General features: G+C 60.8%; 22 protein-coding genes. All 22 read left to right on the forward strand.

Annotated elements, in window-relative coordinates; translation table 11 throughout:
* The first annotated feature begins 68 nt into the window (after positions 1–68).
* The 22 genes from VQ071_RS04385 to VQ071_RS04490 all read left to right on the forward strand — a co-directional run bounded on the left by VQ071_RS04385 (position 69) and on the right by VQ071_RS04490 (position 23,247).
* Positions 69–1,556 (forward strand): UDP-N-acetylmuramoyl-L-alanyl-D-glutamate--2,6-diaminopimelate ligase, encoded by a 1,488-nt coding sequence (locus tag VQ071_RS04385; protein WP_340512643.1) that lies wholly within the window; start codon positions 69–71, stop codon positions 1,554–1,556.
* On the forward strand, positions 1,553–3,070 hold the full coding sequence (locus VQ071_RS04390) for a UDP-N-acetylmuramoyl-tripeptide--D-alanyl-D-alanine ligase (protein WP_340512644.1): 1,518 nt from the start codon (positions 1,553–1,555) through the stop codon (positions 3,068–3,070). Before VQ071_RS04385 ends, VQ071_RS04390 begins: the two co-directional genes overlap by 4 nt.
* Positions 3,070–4,041 (forward strand): phospho-N-acetylmuramoyl-pentapeptide-transferase, encoded by a 972-nt coding sequence (gene mraY / locus VQ071_RS04395; protein WP_340512645.1) that lies wholly within the window; start codon positions 3,070–3,072, stop codon positions 4,039–4,041. The genes VQ071_RS04390 and mraY overlap by 1 nt, the downstream gene beginning before the upstream one ends.
* Positions 4,038–5,534: a UDP-N-acetylmuramoyl-L-alanine--D-glutamate ligase gene (gene murD / locus VQ071_RS04400; protein ID WP_340512646.1), complete on the forward strand. Its 1,497-nt coding sequence runs from the start codon at positions 4,038–4,040 to the stop codon at positions 5,532–5,534. Before mraY ends, murD begins: the two co-directional genes overlap by 4 nt.
* Positions 5,535–5,579: 45 nt before the next feature.
* Complete coding sequence (gene spoVE / locus VQ071_RS04405) at positions 5,580–6,677, forward strand: stage V sporulation protein E (protein ID WP_340512647.1); 1,098 nt, start codon at positions 5,580–5,582, stop codon at positions 6,675–6,677.
* A 4-nt stretch (positions 6,678–6,681) separates the two neighbouring features.
* Positions 6,682–7,800, forward strand: coding sequence for an undecaprenyldiphospho-muramoylpentapeptide beta-N-acetylglucosaminyltransferase (gene murG, locus VQ071_RS04410; RefSeq protein ID WP_340512648.1), 1,119 nt, complete (start codon positions 6,682–6,684; stop codon positions 7,798–7,800).
* A 180-nt stretch (positions 7,801–7,980) separates the two neighbouring features.
* Positions 7,981–8,886: a UDP-N-acetylmuramate dehydrogenase gene (gene murB, locus VQ071_RS04415; RefSeq protein WP_340512649.1), complete on the forward strand. Its 906-nt coding sequence runs from the start codon at positions 7,981–7,983 to the stop codon at positions 8,884–8,886.
* Positions 8,887–8,903: 17 nt separating this feature from the next.
* Entirely contained in the window at positions 8,904–10,163 is a 1,260-nt protein-coding gene (gene murA / locus VQ071_RS04420; RefSeq protein ID WP_340512650.1) for a UDP-N-acetylglucosamine 1-carboxyvinyltransferase, read from the forward strand.
* Positions 10,164–10,348: 185 nt separating this feature from the next.
* Complete coding sequence (locus VQ071_RS04425; protein WP_340512651.1) at positions 10,349–11,107, forward strand: cell division protein FtsQ/DivIB; 759 nt, start codon at positions 10,349–10,351, stop codon at positions 11,105–11,107.
* A gap of 319 nt (positions 11,108–11,426) precedes the next feature.
* Positions 11,427–12,671: a cell division protein FtsA gene (ftsA, locus tag VQ071_RS04430; protein WP_340512653.1), complete on the forward strand. Its 1,245-nt coding sequence runs from the start codon at positions 11,427–11,429 to the stop codon at positions 12,669–12,671.
* Positions 12,672–12,720: 49 nt separating this feature from the next.
* Positions 12,721–13,854: a cell division protein FtsZ gene (ftsZ, locus tag VQ071_RS04435; RefSeq protein ID WP_340512654.1), complete on the forward strand. Its 1,134-nt coding sequence runs from the start codon at positions 12,721–12,723 to the stop codon at positions 13,852–13,854.
* Positions 13,855–14,019: 165 nt separating this feature from the next.
* Complete coding sequence (locus VQ071_RS04440; protein WP_340512655.1) at positions 14,020–15,339, forward strand: HD-GYP domain-containing protein; 1,320 nt, start codon at positions 14,020–14,022, stop codon at positions 15,337–15,339.
* A 282-nt stretch (positions 15,340–15,621) separates the two neighbouring features.
* Entirely contained in the window at positions 15,622–16,527 is a 906-nt protein-coding gene (locus tag VQ071_RS04445) for an IS1595 family transposase (RefSeq protein ID WP_340512656.1), read from the forward strand.
* Positions 16,528–16,845: 318 nt separating this feature from the next.
* Positions 16,846–17,820 carry a sigma-E processing peptidase SpoIIGA gene (locus tag VQ071_RS04450; protein ID WP_340512657.1) on the forward strand — a complete coding sequence of 325 codons (975 nt, stop codon included), beginning with the start codon at positions 16,846–16,848 and terminating at the stop codon, positions 17,818–17,820.
* 15 nt (positions 17,821–17,835) lie between these two features.
* A complete protein-coding gene (gene sigE, locus VQ071_RS04455; protein WP_340512658.1) occupies positions 17,836–18,558 on the forward strand; it encodes an RNA polymerase sporulation sigma factor SigE in 723 nt (240 codons plus the stop codon).
* Positions 18,559–18,644: 86 nt separating this feature from the next.
* Entirely contained in the window at positions 18,645–19,427 is a 783-nt protein-coding gene (gene sigG, locus VQ071_RS04460) for an RNA polymerase sporulation sigma factor SigG (protein ID WP_340512660.1), read from the forward strand.
* 211 nt (positions 19,428–19,638) lie between these two features.
* Positions 19,639–19,914 (forward strand): YlmC/YmxH family sporulation protein, encoded by a 276-nt coding sequence (locus tag VQ071_RS04465; protein WP_340512661.1) that lies wholly within the window; start codon positions 19,639–19,641, stop codon positions 19,912–19,914.
* A 181-nt stretch (positions 19,915–20,095) separates the two neighbouring features.
* The gene (pgeF, locus tag VQ071_RS04470) at positions 20,096–20,932 is read left to right on the forward strand and encodes a peptidoglycan editing factor PgeF (protein WP_340512662.1); all 837 of its coding nucleotides are present in this window, start codon (positions 20,096–20,098) and stop codon (positions 20,930–20,932) included.
* A 13-nt stretch (positions 20,933–20,945) separates the two neighbouring features.
* Complete coding sequence (locus VQ071_RS04475) at positions 20,946–21,641, forward strand: YggS family pyridoxal phosphate-dependent enzyme (protein ID WP_340512663.1); 696 nt, start codon at positions 20,946–20,948, stop codon at positions 21,639–21,641.
* 13 nt (positions 21,642–21,654) lie between these two features.
* Positions 21,655–22,113, forward strand: a complete 459-nt coding sequence (locus VQ071_RS04480; RefSeq protein WP_340512665.1) for a cell division protein SepF — start codon at positions 21,655–21,657, stop codon at positions 22,111–22,113.
* Positions 22,114–22,130: 17 nt separating this feature from the next.
* Positions 22,131–22,415, forward strand: a complete 285-nt coding sequence (locus VQ071_RS04485) for a YggT family protein (protein WP_445293260.1) — start codon at positions 22,131–22,133, stop codon at positions 22,413–22,415.
* A 46-nt stretch (positions 22,416–22,461) separates the two neighbouring features.
* Complete coding sequence (locus VQ071_RS04490) at positions 22,462–23,247, forward strand: YlmH family RNA-binding protein (protein WP_340512667.1); 786 nt, start codon at positions 22,462–22,464, stop codon at positions 23,245–23,247.
* Positions 23,248–23,280 lie beyond the last annotated feature (33 nt).

A 23,280-nucleotide genomic window follows, 5' to 3' on the forward strand; every position in this document is an offset into this window, starting at 1 on the left:
ATAGGAAAATCAATGATGAACACAAGAGCAAAATGAATTGCTGTTGGTCACAAGGAGCTGAGAGCGCGATGCAATTGAACGAATTGGCCAAGGAACTGCTGCTGCATCGGATGGTAGGCGACGGAGCCATCGATATTGTTGGCATCGAGGCGGACTCCCGGGCGGTGCAGCCGGGACAGCTGTTCTTCTGTCTGCCCGGACATCGGGTGGACGGACATGACTTCGCCCCGCAGGCGATCGAGCGCGGCGCGGCCGCGCTGGTCGTCTCCCGCGAGCTGCCGCTCGCCGTGCCGCAGCTGCTCGTGCCCGACGTGCGGCGCGCGCTGGCCGTGCTCGCCGACAGCTGGTACGGCCGTCCTTCGCTGAAGCTGCGGCCGATCGGCGTCACGGGGACGAACGGCAAGACGACGACGACGTATCTGATCGAGCGCATCCTGAGCGATGCGGGCATCGCACCGGGCGTCATCGGCACGATCGAAGCCAGATACGGCGGCGCGAGCTATCCGATGTCGGGCACGACGCCGGACATTCTGCCGCTGCAGCGGCTGCTCGGTGCCATGGCGGAGGCCGGCACGGAGCGGGCCGTGATGGAGGTCAGCTCGCATGCGCTTGAACAGGGCCGCGTCTGGGGCACGCGCTTCAAAACGGCGGTATTCACCAATCTGACGCAGGATCATCTCGACTACCACGTCACGATGGAAGCTTACGCCGAAGCGAAGGGGCTGTTTTTCTCGCGGCTCGGCAACGACTATGGCGCAGGACCGGAAGATCGCGCGTATGCGGTGCTTAACGCGGACGATCCGGCGTCGGTCAAGTACGCGCGGCTCACGGCCGCAGAGGTCGTCACCTACGGCATCGAGCGCGAGGCCGACGTGCGCGCCCGCAATGTGCGCATCTCCGCGCGGGGAACCTCGTTCGACGTCGAGACGTTCCGCGGATCGGCGGATGTACAGCTGCGCATGGTCGGCAAGTTTAACGTCTACAACGCGCTCGCTTCGCTGTCGGCCGCCCTCTGCGAGGGCATCTCGCTGGAGGCGGCTGTCGCCAGCCTCGAGGCGGTGCCTGGCGTGCCGGGCCGGGTCGAGGCCGTCGACGAAGGACAGCCGTACGCGGTCGTCGTCGACTACGCCCATACGCCGGACGGACTCGACAACGTGCTGCGCGCCGTGCGCGAGATCGCCGAAGGCAGGGTCATCTGCGTGTTCGGCTGCGGCGGCGACCGGGACCGGACCAAGCGTCCGATCATGGGCCGGATCGCGGCCGAGCTGGCCGACGTCCTGCTCGTGACGAGTGACAATCCGCGCACCGAGGACCCGCTGGCAATATTGCAGGATATCGAGGCTGGCCTGAAGGACGCAGCGGTCGATCCGGGCCGCTACGCACTCGAGCCGGACCGCGGCCGGGCCATCCACAAAGCGGTTGAAATGGCCGACCCGGGGGATGTAGTATTGATAGCGGGCAAGGGGCATGAAAACTATCAGATTATCGGCGGCGCGACGTATGACTTCGACGACCGCCTGACGGCGCGCGACGCCATAAGGAGCAGATTGCAGTGATTAGAGCGACGCTAAGCGAAGTGGCCGCATGGAGCGGCGCGGTTGTGGCCGGCGGAGGAGCAGGTGCGGGAGCGGGCGGCGAGACGGCGATCGCGGGTGTATCGACCGACTCCCGGTCCATCGCGCCGGGTCAGCTGTTCGTGCCGCTCGCGGGCGACCGGTTCGACGGACATGCATACATAGACAAGGTTGTGGAGGCGGGCGCTGCGGCGGCGCTGTGGAACCGGGAGACGGCTGTTCCGGCCGATCCGGGCATTCCGCTGCTGCTCGTCGACGATACGCTCGCCGCGCTGCAGCGGCTTGCCGCAGGGTATCTGGCGAGCTGGTCGCCGCGGGTGATCGGGGTGACCGGCAGCAACGGCAAGACGACGACCAAGGACTTGATCGCCGCTGTGGCAGGGACGGTCTTCAAGACCGCCAAGACCGAAGGCAATTATAACAATCATATCGGATTGCCGCTGACGATCCTCCGGGCGGACAGAAATACGGAGGTTCTCGTGCTGGAAATGGGGATGAGCGGCTTCGGCGAGATCGCGCTGCTCACCCGTATCGCCCGGCCGGATATCGCCGTCATTACCAATATCGGCGAATCGCACATGCTCCAGCTCGGCTCGCGGCGGGGCATCGCGCAGGCCAAGCTGGAGATCGCGCAGGGGCTCAAGGCGGGCGGCACGCTCATCTACAACGGCGACGAGCCACTGCTGCGCGAGGAACTGGCGGCGCTCGCGTTGCCGGCGGACGCCGTCCGCACGCTCACGTTCGGCGAGACCGAAGCATGCGACCTGCGCGCGCTCGATATCGCGACGGACGCGGATAGCGCGTCGTTCGCGGCTGCGGCCGGCGCCGGTGCGCCTGCGGGCGAAGCGGCTGATGGCGGTGCAGCGGTCGCAGGCGGAGCGGCTGCTGATGAAGCGACTGCTGGCGCCGCGAATGCGGCCGCGTCCCGCTTTGCCGTGCCGATTCCCGGCCGGCACAACGCCGTCAACGCGCTGGCGGCGATCGCCGCCGCCAGGCTGCTCGGCATCGCGGACGCGGACATCGCGCGCGGGCTGGCCGGGGCGCAGCTCACCGGCATGCGCATCGAGCGCGTCCGGGCCTGGAACGGCGCGCTCATCCTCAGCGACGCCTACAATGCGAGCCCAGCCTCCGTGCGGGCCGCGATCCGGCTCGTCGCGCAGCTTGAAGGCTACCGCCGCAAATGGCTCGTGCTCGGCGACATGCTGGAGCTGGGGCCGGACGAGGAGGCGTATCACGCGGGAATCGGGCGCGAGCTGTGCGAGGGCCAGGCGGACGGCCTGCTCGCTTACGGTCCCCGATCCGCGCTGATGGCGAGCGAGGCCGCGCAGGCGATGCCGGGCGGGACGGTCAGGCATTTCACGGACAAAAACGAGCTGGCGGAGGCGCTGCTCGAGCTCGTGCAGCCGGAGGATCTGGTGCTGGTGAAGGCTTCGCGCGGCATGCGGCTTGAAGAGGTCGTGCGCAGACTGGCGGCCGGGAAGGAGGAGACACGCTGATGGATTACGCTTCTACACTATGGACGCTCGGCGTCTCCTTCCTGCTCGCCGTGCTGCTCGGGCCGCTGTGCATTCCGGTGCTGCGCCGGCTCAAGTTCGGCCAGCAGGTGCGCGACGACGGCCCGCAGTCCCATCTCAAGAAGAGCGGTACGCCGACGATGGGCGGCGTGATCATCCTGCTCGCCATGACGGTCGCCTTCCTCAAGTTCTCGGATCGCGGCTGGCCGTTCTGGGCGCTGCTGACCGCAAGCCTCGGCTTCGGTCTCGTCGGCTTTCTGGACGACTTCATCAAGATCGCCATGAAGCGGTCGCTCGGCCTCACCGCCAAGCAGAAGCTGTTGGGCCAACTGCTCGTATCGATCGTTTTTTGCTTCATTATTCATCGTATGGGCCTGAGCACCGCCGTCGGCGTGCCGGGTACGAATTGGTCGATCGACCTCGGCTGGGCTTATTACATTTTGGTCGTCATCATCTTTTTCGCTGCGACCAACGCGGTCAACTTTACGGACGGTCTGGACGGCCTGCTGTCGGGGACGAGCGCGCTCGCATTCGGCGCCTTCGCGATTGTGGCGCTTCAGGCGACGCAGCAGCAGTCCGCGATTTTCTCGGCGGCGGTCGTCGGCGCGGTGCTCGGATTTCTCGTGTACAATGCGCACCCGGCCAAGGTATTCATGGGCGACTCGGGCTCGCTGGGACTCGGCGGCGGCATCGGCGCCGTCGCGATTCTGACCAAGACCGAGCTGCTCCTGATTGTGATCGGCGGCGTATTCGTGCTCGAGATGCTGTCGGTCATTATCCAGGTCACTTCGTTTAAGACGCGCGGCAAAAGGGTATTCAAGATGAGTCCCATCCACCATCACTTCGAGCTGACCGGCTGGTCGGAGTGGCGCGTCGTGACGACTTTTTGGGCGGCGGGCCTCATATTTGCCGCGATCGGACTGATTTTGTATAAGGGGATTGGGAACCTATGAGGCCACTGGCGAATTACCGCGGCCGCAAGATCGTCGTGCTGGGCCTCGCCCGCAGCGGCGTGGCGGCCGCGAAGCTGTTCCATCGGGCCGGCGGGATCGTGACGGCCGGCGACCGCAAAGAAAGAGATGCCTGTCCCGAAGCCTCGGAGCTCGAGGCTTTGGGCATTTCTGTTGTATGCGGGGAGCATCCGGACGATCTGGTCACGGCGGAGACGGCACTGCTCGTTAAAAATCCGGGCATCCCGTACACGGCCGCCCCTGTCCGGCGGGCAGAGGAACTGGGCATCGAGGTCGTGACGGAGGTCGAGGTGGCGGGCCAGCTGTCGCCTGCCCCGATCATCGGCATCACCGGGTCCAACGGCAAGACGACGACGACGACCTGGACGGGCGAGCTGCTATCCGCAGCAGGTCTTAAGCCGATCGTCGCCGGCAATATCGGACGTCCGCTCGTCGACGCGGCCGAGGAGATCGGGCCTGACGGCTGGCTCGTAGCCGAGCTGTCCAGCTTCCAGCTGAAGGGGACGAGCGATTTTCATCCGCGGATCGCCTGCCTGCTGAATCTCGCAGAGACGCATCTGGACTATCACGGCTCGATGGAAGATTACGTGGCGTCAAAGGCAAAGCTGTTCGCCAACCTTAGCGAAGGGGATACGGCCGTGTATAACGCGGACGATGCCGTCTGCGCGCGGATCGGTGCGGCGAGCGGTGGGCGCAGGTGGCCATTCTCGCTGACCAAGCGGCTGGACGTCGGCGTCTCGGTCGAGCCGCCGTACCCGGCCGCGGGAGGCGGGGACGAGGCGGGCAGCGAACGCGCAGCCGCAGGGACTGCCGCGGCTGAAGCAGCGACGGCGGGCGGCGCCGGCCAGCAGCCGGAGCGCTGGATCGTCGCGCGCGACGGCAACGGCGCCGAGACGCGCATCGTCCGCGTGGACCGGCTGGGCCTGCCAGGCCGGCACAACTGCGCCAACGCGATGGCCGCTGTCGCCATTGCGCTCGCTGCCGGGGCGCAGCCGACGGCGCTTCAGGAGCCGCTCGAGCAGTTTCGGGGCGTCGAGCACCGCCTGGAGTTCGTCGGGACGTTTCGCGGCGTCCGCTATTACAACGACTCCAAGGCGACGAATCCGACCGCCACGATCATGTCCGTTTCTTCGCTGCCGGCGCCGCTCATCCTGATTGCGGGCGGACTCGACCGCGGCTCCGATTACCGGGAGCTGATCCCTTTGTTCAGGGAACGGGTGAAGGGCGTCGTCGCGCTCGGGGAGACCCGGGACAAGATTCGCAAGGTGGCGGAGGAGGCGGGTTTAACGAGCGTCGCGGTCGTCGAACCTGTAGAGGATGCCGCCGAGACGCTTCAGAGAGCCGTGCTCGAGGCCGCCTTCATGGCCGGTCCGGGAGATATCGTGCTGCTCTCGCCCGCCTGCGCCAGCTGGGACATGTTCCCGTCGTACGAGGTCAGGGGGCGCATTTTTAAACAATCGGCGCATACGCTGTAAGAAGGGGGCATGTCCCCACTTCTTCGTCTGGCGAGGTGTCCGGTTATGGCCAAGGTCCGCAAAGCTCCCGACATATGGATGATCGCGGCGACGCTCGGCATATTAGCCGTCGGCATCGTGATGGTATACAGCGCGAGCGCCGTTGCCGCCTTCCACGATTACGGCGACAAGTTCTATTACGTGAAGCGTCAGCTGCTGTTCGCCGCGCTCGGCATCTTCATGATGTTCGTGACGATGAGCGTAGATTATTCACGCTGGAAGCGCTGGGCGCTGCCGGGGCTGCTCGTCTGCTTCGGCTTGCTGCTGCTCGTCCTCGTACCCGGCGTCGGCGTCGTGCGCGGAGGCGCGCGCAGCTGGCTCGGCATCGGCAGCTTCGGCATCCAGCCGTCCGAGTTCATGAAGCTGGCGATGATATTGTTCCTGGCCCGCTTCCTCGCCGAACGGCAGCAAAAGCTCGTGTCGTTCACGAGAGGGCTTCTGCCGCCGCTCGGCATCCTGCTCGGCGCGTTCGGGCTTATCATGCTGCAGCCCGATCTCGGCACGGGCGCCGTCATGATCGGCGCTGCGCTGCTCGTTATCTTTGCGGCCGGCGCCCGCCTCGGCCATCTGGGCGGCCTCGCCCTGCTGGGCGTCGCCGGATTCGTCGGGCTGATCGCCACTGCGCCTTACCGGCTGCAGCGGATCACGGCCTTCCTCGATCCTTGGCAGGACCCGCTCGGCGCGGGCTACCAGTCGATCCAGTCATTGTATGCGATCGGACCGGGGGGACTCGTGGGGCTCGGACTCGGCATGAGTCGGCAGAAGTACAACTATTTGCCCGAGCCGCAGACGGACTTTATATTTTCTATTCTGGCCGAGGAGCTGGGCTTCATCGGCGGCAGCCTGCTGCTCATTTTATTTTTGCTGCTGATCTGGCGCGGCATGCGGACGGCGATCTCGATCGAAGATCCGTTCGGCAGCTTCCTGGCTGCGGGCATCGTCGGCATCATCGCCGTCCAGGTGCTGATCAACATCGGCGTTGTCATCGGGCTGATGCCCGTCACGGGCATTACGCTGCCGCTCGTCAGCTATGGCGGTTCATCGCTGACGCTGCTTCTGACGGCGCTCGGCATTTTACTTAACCTATCCAGATTTGCGAGGTGACACTATGCGTATCGTGTTGACCGGCGGCGGTACCGGCGGACATATTTATCCGGCGCTTGCAATCGGCCGCGAGGTCGTGCGCCGGGAGCCCGGCAGCGAGCTGCTGTACATCGGCACGAAGCGCGGGCTGGAGAGCCGGATCGTGCCCGAGCAGGGCGTGCGGTTCGAGAGCATCGACATTACCGGCATCCGGAGGTCGCTGTCGATCGAGAACATCCGCACGGCGGTGCGCTTCATTCGCGGCGTGCGGCGCGCCAAGTCGCTGCTGCGCGCGTACGGGCCCGACGCAGTCGTCGGCACGGGCGGCTATGTGTGCGGGCCTGTCGTGTATGCGGCTGCCAAGCTGGGCATTCCGACGCTGCTGCACGAGCAGAATGTCGTTCCGGGCCTGACGAACAAATTTTTAAGCCGCTATGCGGATGCGGTGGCGGTGAGCTTCGCCGACTCCAAGCCGCATTTTGCTAAGGTCAAGAGCGTTGAGTATGCGGGCAATCCGTGCGCCACGGCGATATTGGGCGGCGATCCGCAACGCGGATACGCCTCGCTCGGCCTCGCGCCGGGGACCCGATTCGTGCTCGTCGTCGGCGGCAGCCGGGGGGCGCAGGCGCTGAACCGCGCTGCGGCCGAAGCGGCCGCGAAGCTGGCGGGCTTGCCGGACGTTCACTTTGTGTTCGCGACCGGGGAACGTTACTATGAGGAGATGCGGAGCGAGCTGGACCGCATCGGCGATCCGGCCGTCGCCGCGCGCGTCCATGTGAAGCCGTACATAAGCAATATGGCCGAGGTGCTGGCGGCGACCTCCCTTGTCGTCGGACGCGCGGGGGCCTCGTTTATTGCCGAGTTTACCGCAATTGGCGTTCCCGCTATTTATGTTCCTTCTCCGAATGTGACGAACAACCACCAGCAGGCGAACGCGGAGAGCGTCGTTCAAGCGGGCGGCGGCGTCATGATTGTGGAGCGCGAGCTGAGCGGGACGAAGCTGTTCGAGGCTGTGGCCGGCATCATGAACGACGAGCCCCGCCGCCTTCGGATGGCGGAGTCGGCCCGATCGATCGGGATGCCCGAGGCGGCAGGCATCATCTATGAGCAATTAGTATCGGCCGTTCGCGCGGCGCGAACTTGAATGAGGAGATTCGGAGAGCGGGCACATCATTCTCGTCCCGGCGGACCGATCGCTGGGCGTTTGTCACCATGCTTGCATGCGCGACATACGATAGGGTGTGATCGCGGCTGTCCGCGATAATGCGTTCACGCCGGAGAAAATGCCCGCAACTCCTGAGATAGAATTGGAGGAGGACTTAGTATGGAGCAGTTAATCGCGGACCTTGAACGTTCGTATTCGGGGATCATCAAGCTGGCCGAGCCGCTCGCCGCGCATACGACCTGGAAGATCGGCGGACCCGCGGATCTGTTCCTCGTGCCGGAAGACGGCGAGCAGCTGGCGGCGGCCATCGCTGCGCTGAACAGGCACGGCGTTCCCTGGACCGTTCTCGGTCGCGGCTCCAATACGCTCGCTTCGGACCGCGGTGTCCGCGGCGCCGTGATCAAGCTTGGCAAAGGATTCGACACGCTTCGCTTCGATGGCAATCTCGTCGTCGCCGGCGGTTCGTATTCGTTCATCAAGCTGTCGGTCATGGCCGGCAAGGCGGGACTTACCGGTCTGGAGTTTGCCAGTGGTATTCCAGGCACGGTCGGCGGCGCGGTCTATATGAACGCGGGGGCGCATCATTCGGACGTGTCTCGAATCTTAAAGTCGGCCAGCATCGTCTGGGAGGACGGTACGAAGGAGACGTACGGCAACGAGGAGCTGGGCTTCGGCTACCGGCATTCGGTACTCCATGAGAGAAGGGGCATCGTGACCGAAGCGACGTTTGCCCTGGAGCCCGGGGACCGCAAGGAGATCGCCGCCATGCTGGCGTCCTACAAGGACCGCAGGCTGCGGACGCAGCCGCTGCAGCTCGCCTGCGCGGGCAGCGTCTTCCGCAACCCGCCGGGAGATCATGCCGCCAGGCTGATCGAAGCGGCGGGGCTGAAGGGAGCCAGGGAGGGCGGAGCCGTAGTATCCGAGCTGCACGCCAACTTCATCGTCAACGATGACCATGCGACGGCCCAAGACGTGCTCGCCTTGATGGAACGTGTAAGACGGACCGTGAACGAACGGTTCGGCATTCTGATGGCACCTGAGGTGCTCCTGATGGGCGAGCGGTAATTCCGGAGGTGAATTCCTTGGACAAACTGGTGATTGAAGGCGGCAGACCGCTTTCGGGCACCATCCGCATCCACGGAGCCAAGAACGCCGCCCTGCCGATTCTGGCCGCGACGCTGCTCGCCCAGGAGTCGGTAACTCTTCGCAACATACCGAAGCTGCTCGACATTGAAGTGATGCTGGACATTATGCGAGATCTCGGCTGCACGGCGCGGCGGGAGGATTCGACCGTCACGATCGACGGCACCGTCGCCTCCTCCTCGCATGTGCCGGAGCGGCTGATGCGCCTCATGCGTTCGTCCGTCTTTTTGATGGGGCCGCTGCTCGCCCGATTCGGCGAAGTGCAGGTGTACCAGCCGGGAGGCTGTGCGATCGGCGAACGCAAGATCGACCTGCACCTTCGGGGGCTGGCCGCGCTCGGCGCGCATATCGAGGAGACGGGCAGCCGGATCGTCTGCCGGGCGGACCGCTTGACCGGCGCCGAGATCAGTCTCGACTTCCCTAGCGTCGGCGCTACCGAGAATATTATGATGGCGGCCGTCATGGCGCAGGGCCGGACGACGATTATCGGCGCGGCGCGAGAGCCGGAGATTCAGGACCTGCAGCGCTTCCTCAACGCACTCGGGGCCAAGGTCCGCGGCGCGGGCACCGATATGATCGCGATCGACGGCGTCGATGCGCTCGGCGGCTGCGACTTCGAGATCATACCCGACCGGATCGTCACGGGGACCGTCATGGTAGCTGCCGCGGCGACGCGGGGCGAAGTGGTGCTCGAGGGCGCGGAATCCTCGCATCTGATCTCTCTGATCCACGTCATGCGCCGCGCCGGTGTTCACATCGAGACCGGGGATGGTATAATAAAGGTCGGTGCCAGCGGACGGCCGCGAGCGGTCGACCGCATCGTTACCTCTCCTTATCCTGCTTTTCCGACCGATATGCAGGCGCAGCTGATGGTGCTGCTGTCGCTCGCAGACGGCGTCAGCGTGATCAAGGAGACGGTGTTCGAAGGACGCTTCAAGCATGTCGACGAATTGTGCCGCATGGGCGCGGACATTCGGATCGACTTGAACTCGGCGATCGTCCGGGGCGTCCCGGTGTTATACGGCACGACGGTCGAAGCGACGGATCTGCGGGCAGGCGCCGCCTTGGTCATCGCGGGTCTTGCTGCCGAGGGACGGACGGTCGTGGAGCAGGTTCATCATATCGACCGCGGCTACGATGAGATCGAGCGGATGTTTGCCGGCATCGGCGGCAGCATCTCCCGCGTAGTTTCGGATTAGAAGCTTGATTCGACTATATCGGGCGGGAGGGATAAGCGAGGCATGCTTATCCGCTTCCGGCCGGCACGGCAGGTCGTGACGCACTCGCCTGCGCTTCGCCGATCCGGCGGCAGGCGTACGCGACTAGCTTACTTAATGGGACAAGCCATGCGCTGTCGCCGGCAGTCGAGAGGAGAGCACGCAAGATGTTAGAGCGGATTCCCGCCATTCCGCGGGAGCAGACGGCGACTCGGCGCCGAGGCGGCAAGCTGCTGTGGATCGTTATCGCCTTGTTCGTCGCCGTGTTGATCGTGCTGTTCTTCCGGTCTTCATTGTCCCGAATCAGCGTGGTCGAGATTCACGGCACGACATATTTGACCCAGGACCAGGTTGCGTCTTCGCTCGGCATATCTGTCGGCGATTCGTTTTTTATGCCCGGCTCGGACAAGCTTGCGGACCGGGTCAAGCAGCTGCCCCAGGTCAAGGACGTACGCATCGTCAAAAAATTCCCCGGCAAGCTGACCGTAACGGTGCATGAATATCCGGCCGTCGCCGTGGAAATGGACGGCAAGGGCGGGGTGTCCGTCGTGCTTGAGAATGCATATGCCGTTCAGCCGTCCGGCGTCGGATCGCTTCCCAACAAGCCGGTGCTGACGAGCTGGAAAAAGGACGACCCCCAGCGGGCCGCACTGTGCCGCGCGCTCGGGGGACTGGACGCAGTCGGTGTCGAGGACTTCTCGGAGATATCCCCCGATCCGTCGAGCGCCTATCCGGACCGCATACGCATATTCACGCGTTCCGGCTTCGACGTTCTGACGACGATCGGCAAGCTGGGCGACAAGATCGCGATTCTGCGAGAGCTTGTGGAGAATCGCGAGCCCGGGTCGGTCGTGCTGCTGGATTCGGACACGTACTCGCCTTATTCGGCACAATCGGACCCGAACGGCGCCGACGAAGCCTCTTAAGTTAAGGAAAAGGACTCTACTCAAGCACAGGATTTAATGCTAGAATTTTACGTATGCGCCTATTTCATAGATACGCTGATAACCTCGGATTGGCAGGTCAATTGCTAATATGAGGAAACTAAAATTTTTGTTGAAAAAAGAGGGAAATTCCCGTTAGCGTTGAATAAGTACTGAATGTGTACCGATATGGCTTCGTTCGGAACTTTTAAATATTCCATTTTTCCGCGAAGGATTTCAATAACGCGAGACCGTATCGTTTTTTTGGCCCGAGGGCCGGATTGCCAAGTTTTTTGTATGTATTTACGGGAGGTGCCACCGGTTGAGCAGCAACGACCTCATCGTCAGTCTGGACATCGGAACCTCTAAGGTTCGGGTCATTATCGGAGAGATCAGCAACGGAGCCATTAATATCATCGGCGTAGGTTCTGCGGATTCCGATGGCATCCGCAAAGGCGCCATCGTCGATATCGACCAGACTGTCCAATCTATCCGCAATGCCGTCGATCATGCGGAGCGCATGGTCGGCATTACGATCAGCGAAGTTTACGTCGGCATCGCGGGCAATCATATCGCGCTGCAGAGCAATCACGGCGTCGTCGCCGTATCGAACGAGGACCGCGAGATCGGCGAGGACGATATCGAACGCGTGCTGCAGGCCGCCAAGGTCGTCGCATTGCCGCCGGAGCGGGAGATCATCGGCCTGCTGCCGAAGCAGTTCCTCGTGGACGGCTTGGCTGGCATCCAGGATCCGCGCGGCATGATCGGCGTGCGCCTCGAAGTCGAATGCACGATCATCACAGGCACCAAGGCTGCCGTACATAATCTTATGCGTTGCGTCGAGAAGGCGGGATTGCGTATCTCCGGCATCGTGCTGATGTCGCTCGCTTCCGGCATGATGGCGCTCACCAAGGACGAGAAGCAGATGGGCACCGTCCTCGCGGACATCGGAGCAGGCTCGACGACGATCGCCGTCTTCGAGGGCGGCAGCCTGGCTGCCGTCTCGACGCTCCCGATCGGCGGAGACTACGTGACGAGCGATATCTGCTACGGACTCAAGACGCAGACGGAGCATGCGGAGAAAATCAAGCTGAAGTACGGATGCGCCCGGGTGGACGAGGCAGCCGACGATGTCCGCTTCAAGGTGATGCGCGTCGGCAGCAACGTGGAAAAGGAATTTTCCCAGATCGACCTGGCCAATATTATCGAGCCTCGCATGCAGGAGATTTTCCATATGATCCGCCAGGAGGTCAAGCGCCTCGGCTATCTGGACAAGCTCAACGGCTACGTGCTGACAGGCGGCTCCGTATCGATGCCGAGCGTGCTGTCTCTTGCTCAGATCGAGCTCGAGGCAAGCGTGCGGATCGCCGTGCCGGACTTCATAGGGGTGCGGGATCCTGCTTACAGCAGCGGGGTCGGCATGATTCAGTACGTGATGAAGTATGTCCGGACCCGGGGGGCTCCGCCTGCCAAGCGGCCTACGAAAAGCAAGGCTGCCGCCAGCGCGCCTGCCGGCAAGACCGGCGTCATGGAATGGTTTAAGAATATGTTCAAGGAATTCATATAAGCCGCCACTGACGAGGATTTACCAGCGAAGCGAGGAGGAGTATTGAAATATGTTGGAATTTGATTTTGAAATGGAACCGCTCGCGAAAATTAAAGTCATCGGGGTCGGTGGCGGAGGCAGCAACGCAGTAAACCGGATGATCGAAAACGGCGTCAAGGGCGTCGAGTTCATCACTGTCAATACCGACGCGCAGGCGCTGCATCTGACCAAGTCCGAGCAGAAGCTCCAGATCGGCGACAAGCTGACCCGGGGACTCGGAGCCGGCGCGAATCCGGATGTCGGCAAGAAGGCCGCCGAGGAATCGCGCGAAGGCATCATGAACACGCTCAAGGGCGCGGACATGGTATTCGTCACCGCCGGCATGGGCGGCGGCACGGGCACGGGAGCAGCGCCGGTCATCGCCGAGCTCGCCAAGGAATGCGGCGCGCTGACGGTCGGCGTCGTGACGCGTCCGTTCACGTTCGAAGGACGCAAGCGCTCCGGTCAGGCGGAGCTGGGCATCGAGGCGCTCAAGGAAAAGGTAGACACGCTCATTGTCATTCCTAACGACCGGCTGCTCGAGATTGTCGACAAAAAGACGCCGATGATGGAAGCATTCCGCGAAGCCGACAACGTGCTTCGTCAAGCCGTTCAAGGCATCTCCGACTTGATTGCCGTACCTGGCCTTATCAATCTCGACTTTGCCGATGTGAAGACGATTATGACCGAGCGCGGCTCCGCCCTGATGGGCATCGGCGTAGCGGCCGGCGAGAATCGCGCGATGGACGCTGCGCGCAAGGCGATCATGAGCCCGCTGCTCGAGACGTCGATCGAAGGCGCTCGCGGTATCATCATGAATATTACGGGCGGATCGAATCTCTCGCTGTTCGAAGTGAACGAAGCTGCGGAGATCGTCATCTCGGCGTCCGATCCCGAAGTGAACATGATTTTCGGCGCGAGCATCGACGACAGTATGAAGGACGACATCAAGGTTACGGTCATCGCGACGGGATTCGAACACAAAGGGCCGGTTCGCAGGCCAATCTCGACTTCTTCGCCGCAGTCCGGTTCGCCATCGCAGGCCGAACATCAAGATACTCGCGCGAGCGGGCACAACTTGCGTCCGTTTGCAGGCAGTCCTTCTTCTAACGATCAACTGGACATTCCGGCATTTCTGCGCAATCGTCCGCGGGGCGACCGCTAATCCGCGAACGGGGCCATGAACAAGCATGATTATAGCAAGCTTTATAGTCCGAGGACCGGCTGACGAAGCGGTCCTCTTTTTTGTCGCAGCGCAGCAGGTAAATGCTGCGCGCCTGTCGAATTTTTCTCAGCACAGCAGAGTCGCGAACCGTTCGGGAGGCGCATGATGACCGATCCATATCGTTCCTTTACTATGATGTTGGCCTCCTTCGTGGTCATCTTTGGCGCAGTTCTGTCGTTTACCTCCTATTGGTTTGTTTCTCACGAGCTGATCCGGGAGAACGGCAGATTGACGCGCGATGTCGTTGCCAAGTATGTGACGAGTCCGTCTAATGCAGACAGATTATTTTATTCGTCGACGGATACGGGGCGAGCCGACGACGCTAATATCTTTTCCGCTTCTCGCATACAAGCCGGAGGCACGTTTGACTCGGATATGCACGCTACGTTCGATTCCTACAACATTCTGGATGTGCGAATTATGGACGGCAACGGCCAGATCCGCTTCAGCTACGACGATTCGGAATGGCATCAAGCTTTGACCGGACACGAGCGGGAGCAGTTCGAGCGGATCATTCGTTCTGGACAGATGCTGACGGACAAGCGGTCGGGCAATCTCAAGCTATGGATTCCCTTGTCCACATCGTCAGGAGCGCTCATCGGCGTGGCCGAAGTATCGAAGGACTGGTCAGCGCAGCGGGCCAAGATCGTCAGCATCAGCCTGACGATTATGTTGATCACCGCGATAGGCATGCTTCTTCTGTTCTTCGGGCTTAGGCATATATTTCTTCGTTCGTCGAGGGTTATCGAGCGTCAGAAATCCGAGCTTGGCGATATGCTGGACCGTGTGCACCGGACATACGATGAATCATTGCAGGCGCTCAGCAGCGCGCTGGACAGTCGGGACAATGAGACACAGGGCCACTCGCTGCGGGTGACGGCTTATGCCTGGCTATTGGCCAGACAGATGGGCGTCGAAGGGCAGGAGCTGGAGATGCTGTATCGCGGAGCCCTGCTTCACGACGTCGGCAAGATCGGTATCCCTGATGCGATATTGCGCAAAGAAGGACCGCTTGACGAGATGGAGTGGGCAATTATGCGCACACACGTCAATATGGGCGTCCGCATGCTCGCGCATATCGACTTTTTGGGACCGGCGCTCGATGTCGTCCGCTGCCATCACGAACGTTGGGATGGCCTGGGATATCCTGAAGGCTTGCGGGGCGAAGAGATTCCTTTGTCCGCCAGAATTTTTGCCGTGTGCGATACGTACGACGCCATCACGTCCGACCGTCCCTACCGCGCCTCCAAATCCCACGAGACGGCCATTGCGGAGCTGCGGCAGTTCGCGGGTTCCCAGTTTTGCCCCGATGTCGTGGCCGCGTTTATGACAATTCCGTCATCGACACTGCAGAGAGTGCGTGATTTGTCGCAGCAGGAGGGCAACAATTTTTCCTTGGCGGATCTGATGCCATCCGTCAGTTGAGCCGACTTTTTGCCTTCGCTATCGAAGGCTTTTTTTTGTTGATAAGAGGGTCCCGGGACGTTTCCTACCTTATCCCCTTCGCTCACCAGTGACAGAGGACTATCGGTGTATTGTACCTTTTCGGGGCTTATCCCTTTCGCTCACTCGTGGCTTGAGTAATACTGCCTCCACCCCTTTTCGGGCCTCATCCCGCTCGCTCAACGAATTTCCAGGGAACAATTGACAAACGCTTTTGTCACCATTTAAAATGGGAACAAATGTTCCTTTTTGGAGGCGTGACCTATGCTGTTGATCGATCTGCCTGCAGGTTCCTGGGAGTCGTGGACGGAGGCGCAATGTGTCGAAGCGCTGTACCAGGCGCGCTGGCCGCACGGCTTTCGTTGCCCGGATTGCGACTATGCGCACTGCTCGATCCTCCGGACGCGCAAGTATCCGCTCTACATCTGTTCCTCCTGCAAGCGGCAGACGTCGATCACGGCAGGCACGGTGATGCACGGCACGCGCACGCCGCTTCGGCTGTGGTTCCGGGCGATGCTGTGGGTGGCGGAGGAGGGCACGTCCGTCGAGCTGGCGGAGATTCTCCAGGTGACCTACAAGACGGCATGGCTGATCGGCCACAAGCTGCGCGATGCGCTGACGCAGGAGGCGGAAGGGCAGCAGCTCACAGGTGCGGTGGCGGTTACGGGCGGCATCTACGGATTCAAGTGGTATTCGGGCGGCAGCCTGCATATGAAGCCCGAGCATCAGCCGGTCGTGATCGGCGCAGTGATGGACGATAACGAAGAGCTGCTCGAGATCAAGATGGAGCATATGGACCGGAGCGTGACGGGCAACTCGCGGTTGCTGGGCCGGTTCGTATACGAGGAGTTTGCGGAGCACCATGCGCCGGAGAGCGTGAAGTCGATGAAAATGTATCCCTACTATGGAGTCAAGAGTCTGAAGCCGCTGTCGGCGGTACTTCGGCATGCGATGAATTGGTTTGACCACAAGCTGCAGGGGATCGGACTGAAGTATTTGCAGGCGTATTTAAACCATCAATCGTTTGTGTTCAACATATCGAGGCGCGGCAGCAACCAAGTGCTCGGGCATCTGCTGCGGCTATGCGGGACGCGGCGGACGGTGACCTGCCGTCAGCTGACAAGGCGGCGTTTGCGGCTAAGGGTCAGCAGATGGTCCTTTACAAGGTGATCGATATCGCTCTTTAATCTCAGTTGAGATTCGCATTGACAATTTATTACGATATCCGCGTTGTGCCCCACACAGTGCTCTTATTGAGCGAAGGGGATAAGGCCCCAAAAGCAGTTTTATAAGCAAACTTCGCTTGCGAAAACCATAATTTTCCATCCAATTCCTCTCTATTTAGCTTAAATTCATCGACAAAAAAACAGTCGAACCTGCGGCGCATTTAGACAGACGTCTCGCGATTCCCCCTTTATACTGAGAGCAATCCATTCGGGTCCAAAGGACAAACGGTAAGCGATGGGTTTGAACGGAGGAACGGGGCGGATGACGGTATATGTGGACCTTGTATTTTTGTCCAACCTGACGATCGACGCAGCCATCCTGTTGACCACCGCCAAGGTGAGGCATCTGAGGCCTCCCAGAAGACGAATTGCCTTGTCGGCGACCGTCGGAGCCGTCTATGCCGCAGCAATGTTCGTTACGGCCGTTCCTTATCTGTATTCCTTCGGCGTCAAACTCATGATCTCTGCGCTTATGGTTTATTTGTCGTTCGGATATGGAGGTCCGCTGAGGTTTGCCAGAACGATGGGGTCGTTCTACTTGGTGAACTTCGCGATGCTCGGGGCCGTGATCGGACTGTATTCGTTGATCCGCTGGTCCGGATCGCCGTGGCAAGGCATCGCCTTTACGAACGATGGAGGTATGGTACTGTCGTTCGATATGCAAGCGACGATGCTGGCATTGACCTTGGCGGTTGCCGTATGGCTGTACCGAAGCGAAGCGGAGAGCAGGGACAGCAGGAAGAGGCTGGAGGCGCTAATGGTCGATGTGAGCATACGCATCGGCGAGCAGACGTGGTGCTGCAAGGGGTTGGTCGACACGGGCAATCGCCTGTACGATCCGCTCACGCGCGTGCCCGTCATGGTCGTGGAGGCGTCGCTCTGGCGCGAGCAGCTGCCCACGGGGTGGGCAGACAGGCTGAAGGTGGAATCTGCAGATCGGCTGATCGGGGAGCTGGACGAGGCCCAGGGAGGTTCTGCATTGCTGCGCGACCGGTTCAGGCTTGTCCCTTACCGGGCGGCGGGCGGCGCCACGAAGCTGATGCTCGCGGTCAAACCGGACAGCGTCTCGATTACGGATCCCGAAAGACAAGAAGCGACATGCATCCATAGCAGGGTGCTCATTGGACTGGACGGAGGCTCCTTGTCTTCGGAGGGGGCTTATCGTGCGATCGTCCATGCTGATCTGACGCTCGCGAGCGCTGGCTCGTCCGCATCGGCATCATCCCAGACCGCTTGACAGGAGGCTGTGCAAATGCCCGTAAAACTGAAGTTAATGTACCAACTGACGTACTATCGCCTGTTGTTCTGGTTGGGCTGGAAAAGCGAAGAAATCTATTATATCGGCGGCAGCGAAGCGCTCCCGCCCCCACTGACGCGCGAAGAGGAAGAGTATCTGCTCGAACGGCTGCCCTCGGGCGACGCGGCCATCCGCGCGATGCTGATCGAACGCAATCTTCGTCTGGTCGTGTATATCGCGCGCAAATTCGAGAATACCGGCATTCATATCGAAGACCTGGTATCGATCGGGGCGATCGGACTTATCAAGGCTGTGAACACATTCGATCCGGAGAAGAAAATCAAGCTCGCGACGTATGCCTCGCGCTGCATCGAGAACGAGATTCTGATGTACTTGCGCCGCAACAGCAAGACACGCACGGAGGTGTCTTTCGACGAGCCGCTCAATATCGATTGGGACGGCAACGAGCTGCTGCTGTCCGACGTGCTCGGCACCGAGAACGATACGATCTACCGCAACATCGAGGAGCAGGTGGACCGCAAGCTTCTCCACAAGGCGCTCGACAAGCTGGCGGACCGGGAGCGTACGATCATGGAGCTTCGCTTCGGTCTGGCGGACGGAGAGGAAAAGACGCAAAAGGACGTAGCCGATCTGCTCGGCATATCGCAATCGTATATCTCCAGGCTGGAAAAAAGGATCATTAAAAGATTGCGCAAGGAGTTCAACAAGATGGTCTGACGATCTCTCCATTGCCGTTGTGCGGGAATAAAAAGCCTATCCCAGGAGATACTTTACAGTAATGCTGCTCCCGGGAGGGAAACAACTTGACCCGCAACAAAGTGGAGATTTGTGGAGTGGACACCTCAAAGCTGCCCGTACTCAATAACGCCGAAATGAGGGAATTGTTCCTCGCTCTGCAAACCCGCGGTGAGATCGAAGCCCGGGAAAAACTCGTCAACGGCAATCTGCGGCTCGTACTTAGCGTCATTCAACGGTTCAACAATCGCGGCGAATATGTGGACGATTTGTTCCAAGTCGGATGCATAGGTCTCATGAAAGCCATCGACAACTTCGACTTAAGCCAGAACGTCCGCTTCTCTACGTATGCCGTGCCGATGATCATCGGGGAGATTCGCAGATATTTGCGCGACAACAATCCGATTCGCGTGTCCCGCAGTCTGCGCGATATCGCCTACAAGGCGCTGCAAATTCGCGATCAGCTGACGAATCGTCATTCGCGCGAACCCACGATTCTGGAAATATCGCAGGTGCTCGGCGTGCCGAAGGAAGATATCGTATTCGCGCTGGACGCGATTCAGGACCCTGTATCGCTGTTCGAGCCGATCTACCATGACGGCGGCGATCCGATCTATGTGATGGATCAGATCAGCGACGAGCGCAACAAGGATATTCAATGGATCGAAGAGATCGCGCTGAGAGAAGCGATGCGCAAGCTGAACGATCGAGAAAAAATGATATTGTCGATGCGCTTCTTCGAAGGCAAGACGCAGATGGAAGTTGCCGACGAGATCGGCATCTCGCAGGCACAAGTGTCCAGGCTAGAGAAATCGGCCATTCTACAAATGCAAAAACACGTTAAAACGTAAAATGAAATGAGCAGTACGAAGCGGACAGGACCGGATCGCAGCTGCGCGCAATCGCGTGCGGCAGATCCGGTCTTTTTGTGGTGGCGTTCCCGGCAAAGCGCCGAACGGGACGGTCAACTTTTGGAGCATGGCTCATATAATGAATACTGGGCGGTTGACCGGCTATTGAGCGGCAAGCGGAGGCCGGACTGCGGAAAGCGGGGGCGCCATCATGAAAATATCCGATTTTCAGGCGAAGGATGTCATCAATATCGTCGACGGCAAAAAGCTGGGCCATGTAGCCGATCTTGAGCTGGATCTGAGACAGGGGCGTATCGATGCGATCGTCGTGCCGGTCGGGACGCGGATGTTCGGTATTTTTGGAGCGGGAGAGGATGTCGTCATTCCTTGGCGCAGCATCGTCAAGATCGGCGCGGACGTCGTGCTGGTACGCCTGGAGGAAGCGAGAACCTACAAAACGCTCGAAGCGGACAACGGGAACCGCTGAGCCGGACAGCGGGCGGATTGAACGGAGTGGACGGAGTGGACGGATTGGGCCGACATCGCGATCAAGCCCGACCCGGCTCAAGCTGTAACCGAAATGAAGCAATACGATGGAGAAGGCGGGGAGACATCGCGTTCGCCATGGCAAGGTAGCTATGGTAAACTTGGGGCGGAGGTGGCGCAATATGGAACCATTCGCATACGAATCCGTACCGGGCACGCGCGTCGTCGCCCCCGAGCTTCTGCCTCTCGCGCCGTGGGCGCGATTCGAGAGCCTCACAGCCGGTTTTTCCGCCCGCGGCGGCGGACAGAGCCTGGCGCCGCGGGCCAGTCTGAATACGGCGCTGCATGTGGAGGACGATGAAGCCGCAGTCATCGCGAATCGCCGAGCGATCGCAGAGGCGCTGGATTGGCCGTTCGAGGCTTGGACCTGTGCTGAACAGGTGCACGGCAAGCGGGTGTACCGGGTCACGTCCGAGGATCGCGGACGGGGCAGGCAGTCCCGCGAGAGCGCGATTCAAGATGCGGACGCGCTCATCACGGACGAATCGGGTATATTGCTGGTGATGTACTTCGCGGATTGCGTGCCTTTATATTTTTACGACCCGAAGCGGGGGGCGCTGGGATTGGCCCATGCCGGCTGGAAAGGGACGGTAGCCGATATCGCAGCGGCTACGGTGGCCGCGATGTCCCGCGAATACGGCAGCGAGCCGGCGGAGCTGTACGCCGCGATCGGACCGTCGATCGGAGGCTGCTGCTACGAGGTGGACGAGACGGTCATGCGGCAAGTCCGGGAGGTCGTGCCGGACGAAAATAAATTTTATACGGCGTCTTCGGCAGGCAAATCTCGGCTAAACTTGAAAGAAATCAACAAGCATCTTATGATAAAAGCAGGAATTATGCCGAGCCGCATCGAAATGTCAGGGTGGTGCACCAGCTGCAGCACGAATCTGTTCTTCTCTCATCGCATGGAGCAGGGTCGAACGGGTCGAATGATGAGCTGGCTGGGTAAAAAGAAATAGAGGTGAAAGCTCGGTGTCATTAGAGCAGCGGCTGCAGGATGTCGAGCGTCGAATCGCCGAAGCTTGCGCGAGAAGCGGCAGGGATCCAGGCGATGTTAACGTCGTCGCGGTCACAAAATATGTGTCGGCGAATACGGCCAGACTCGCCGTCGAGGCGGGCATGCGTCATATCGGCGAGAACCGCTGGCCCGCCGCCGAGGAGAAATGGCGCCTGCTCGAAGGACAAGCCGTGTTCCACTATATCGGCTCGCTTCAGAGCAAAAAGGTGAAGGATGTCGTCGGCAAGTTCGATTACATCCACTCTCTTGACCGGATGTCGCTCGCTGAGGAGATACATAAGCGCGCCGTGATTCTGGGCATCCGCGTGCCCTGCTTCCTGCAGGTCAACGTATCCGGCGAGGACTCGAAGCACGGGCTGGCGCCGGCCGAGCTGGCCGGATTCGCCGCCTCGATCAGAGGCCTGCACGGCATCAAGCCGATCGGGCTGATGACGATGGCCCCCGTAGCGGACGATCCCGAGGAGACGCGGCCGGTATTCAGCCGCCTATCCACACTGCTTCGGGAGCTGAACGCCAGCGGCGTGCTGGACGAGCCCCTGACCGAGCTGTCGATGGGCATGTCGGGAGACTTTGAGGTCGCGATCGAAGAAGGGGCCACTTGGGTTCGTCTTGGCAGCGTCCTCGTCGGACACGAAGATATGAACGGATAACGGAGGGATCTTAATGGGCGTCGTCAACAAGTTTTTGAACTATCTCGGCCTCCAGGACGAGCAGGAACAGGGACGCGAACGCGAAGAACCGATGGGGTACGAGGATGAGCCGGAAGTTGAAACCTCCGCCTTCGAATCGCGTAAACCTACGGGAAAGAATAATATCGTGAGCATCCATTCCCAGAAGCATGTCCGCGTCATCTTGACCGAACCGCGCACGTACGACAACGAGGCGCAAGAGATTGCGGATCATCTCAAGTCGAGGCGCTCCGTCGTCGTCAACCTGCAGCGGGTCCGCAGAGACCAGGCGATCCGGATGGTCGATTTTCTGAGCGGCACCGTCTATGCGCTCGGCGGGCATATTTCCAAGCTCGGCCCGAACATCTTTTTGTGCACGCCGGATTCGGTCGAGATCACCGGTACGATCTCGGAGCTTCTCGCGGAGGATGCCGATTACTCTAAAATGAGGTGACAACAGCATTGACGGCTTTGGATCAGGTCATTGATTACCTGTATAATTTGCAGCTTATTTACAGCTGGCTCATCCTCATTTACGTGCTGATGTCCTGGCTGCCCAACGTCAGGCAGAGCTATGTGGGCGAATTGCTCGGCAAGATTGTGGAACCTTATCTGAAGCCGTTTCGCAAGATCATACCTCCGATCGGCGGCATGCTCGATATATCCCCGATCGTCGCCTGGTATGCGCTGAGATTTTTGGTGAGAGGCCTCGAGGAGGTCATCCGCTTCGTAGCGGGATGGTTCGGCGTATCTTAAGGTGTCTCGCAATTCGGTCTCACCGAGGGAAAGGAACATACGTAACATGAGCCATAGCGACATATATACGCACTTCCATCCTGACGAAAAGTCCTTCGTGGACCGCGCCTGGGAGTGGGTCGAGCGGGCCGCCGAGCAGCATGAGCTTCGGCGTACCGATTTTCTCGATCCGCGCCAGGCGCATATTTTGTATACGCTGGCGAACCGGCATCCGGACGTCGCGATCCGGCTGGAAGGCGGCTACGAAGGCGCTGAGCGGGTGAGGGCGCTGATCGCGCCTGATTACAGGCCGCTTGAGGACGAGGACGCGGGCATCGTCGTGCTCGACATCTCAAGCGACGACCGCAGGCAGGCCGAGCTGGATCACGGCGATTATCTCGGCGCACTGCTGGGGCTTGGCATCAAGCGCGACAAGATCGGCGACATTCACGCCGGCGAGGACGGGTGCCATGTGCTGATCGCGGAGGAGATCGGGGACTTCCTGCGCACGCATCTGAGACAGGTGCACCGCCTGGAGACGACGGCCGGCGTGCTGCCGCTCGACCGTCTTCGGATCGTCCCCGTCAAGCTCGAGGAGATGGCGATCTCGGTCGCCTCGATGCGGCTCGACGGCATCGCCAGCGACGTGCTGCGCGTGAGCCGCGCGAAGATCATGGATCCGATCCGCGCGGGGCGCTGCAGGGTGAACTTCAAGCCTGTGGAGGATCCGTCCGCCCAACTGCACGAAGGGGATATCGTGTCGTTCAAGGGCTTCGGCAGATTCCGCGTGCTGGAGGCGGGCGGCGTCTCGAAAAGCGGGCGGATTCGCCTGCGCATCGGCAAATATGTGTAGAATCAAGCAGGAATTCCGCATCTCGCGTCGAAT

Origin of the sequence: Cohnella sp. 56 (genome assembly GCF_037963805.1) — a bacterium.
In the GTDB taxonomy this organism is placed as follows: Bacteria; Bacillota; Bacilli; order Paenibacillales; family Paenibacillaceae; genus Cohnella.

Bases quoted from the DNA above. Each gene is read 5' to 3' on its own strand.
- VQ071_RS04440 (WP_340512655.1), top strand. From the start codon at position 14,020: ATGACCGATCCATATCGTTCCTTTACTATGATGTTGGCCTCCTTCGTG.
- ftsZ (WP_340512654.1), top strand. From the start codon at position 12,721: ATGTTGGAATTTGATTTTGAAATGGAACCGCTCGCGAAAATTAAAGTC.
- murD (WP_340512646.1), top strand. From the start codon at position 4,038: ATGAGGCCACTGGCGAATTACCGCGGCCGCAAGATCGTCGTGCTGGGC.
- VQ071_RS04450 (WP_340512657.1), top strand. From the start codon at position 16,846: ATGACGGTATATGTGGACCTTGTATTTTTGTCCAACCTGACGATCGAC.
- murG (WP_340512648.1), top strand. From the start codon at position 6,682: ATGCGTATCGTGTTGACCGGCGGCGGTACCGGCGGACATATTTATCCG.
- VQ071_RS04465 (WP_340512661.1), top strand. From the start codon at position 19,639: ATGAAAATATCCGATTTTCAGGCGAAGGATGTCATCAATATCGTCGAC.
- VQ071_RS04445 (WP_340512656.1), top strand. From the start codon at position 15,622: ATGCTGTTGATCGATCTGCCTGCAGGTTCCTGGGAGTCGTGGACGGAG.
- VQ071_RS04425 (WP_340512651.1), top strand. From the start codon at position 10,349: ATGTTAGAGCGGATTCCCGCCATTCCGCGGGAGCAGACGGCGACTCGG.
- murB (WP_340512649.1), top strand. From the start codon at position 7,981: ATGGAGCAGTTAATCGCGGACCTTGAACGTTCGTATTCGGGGATCATC.
- VQ071_RS04490 (WP_340512667.1), top strand. From the start codon at position 22,462: ATGAGCCATAGCGACATATATACGCACTTCCATCCTGACGAAAAGTCC.
- spoVE (WP_340512647.1), top strand. From the start codon at position 5,580: ATGGCCAAGGTCCGCAAAGCTCCCGACATATGGATGATCGCGGCGACG.
- VQ071_RS04385 (WP_340512643.1), top strand. From the start codon at position 69: ATGCAATTGAACGAATTGGCCAAGGAACTGCTGCTGCATCGGATGGTA.
- VQ071_RS04480 (WP_340512665.1), top strand. From the start codon at position 21,655: ATGGGCGTCGTCAACAAGTTTTTGAACTATCTCGGCCTCCAGGACGAG.
- pgeF (WP_340512662.1), top strand. From the start codon at position 20,096: ATGGAACCATTCGCATACGAATCCGTACCGGGCACGCGCGTCGTCGCC.
- mraY (WP_340512645.1), top strand. From the start codon at position 3,070: ATGGATTACGCTTCTACACTATGGACGCTCGGCGTCTCCTTCCTGCTC.
- sigE (WP_340512658.1), top strand. From the start codon at position 17,836: ATGCCCGTAAAACTGAAGTTAATGTACCAACTGACGTACTATCGCCTG.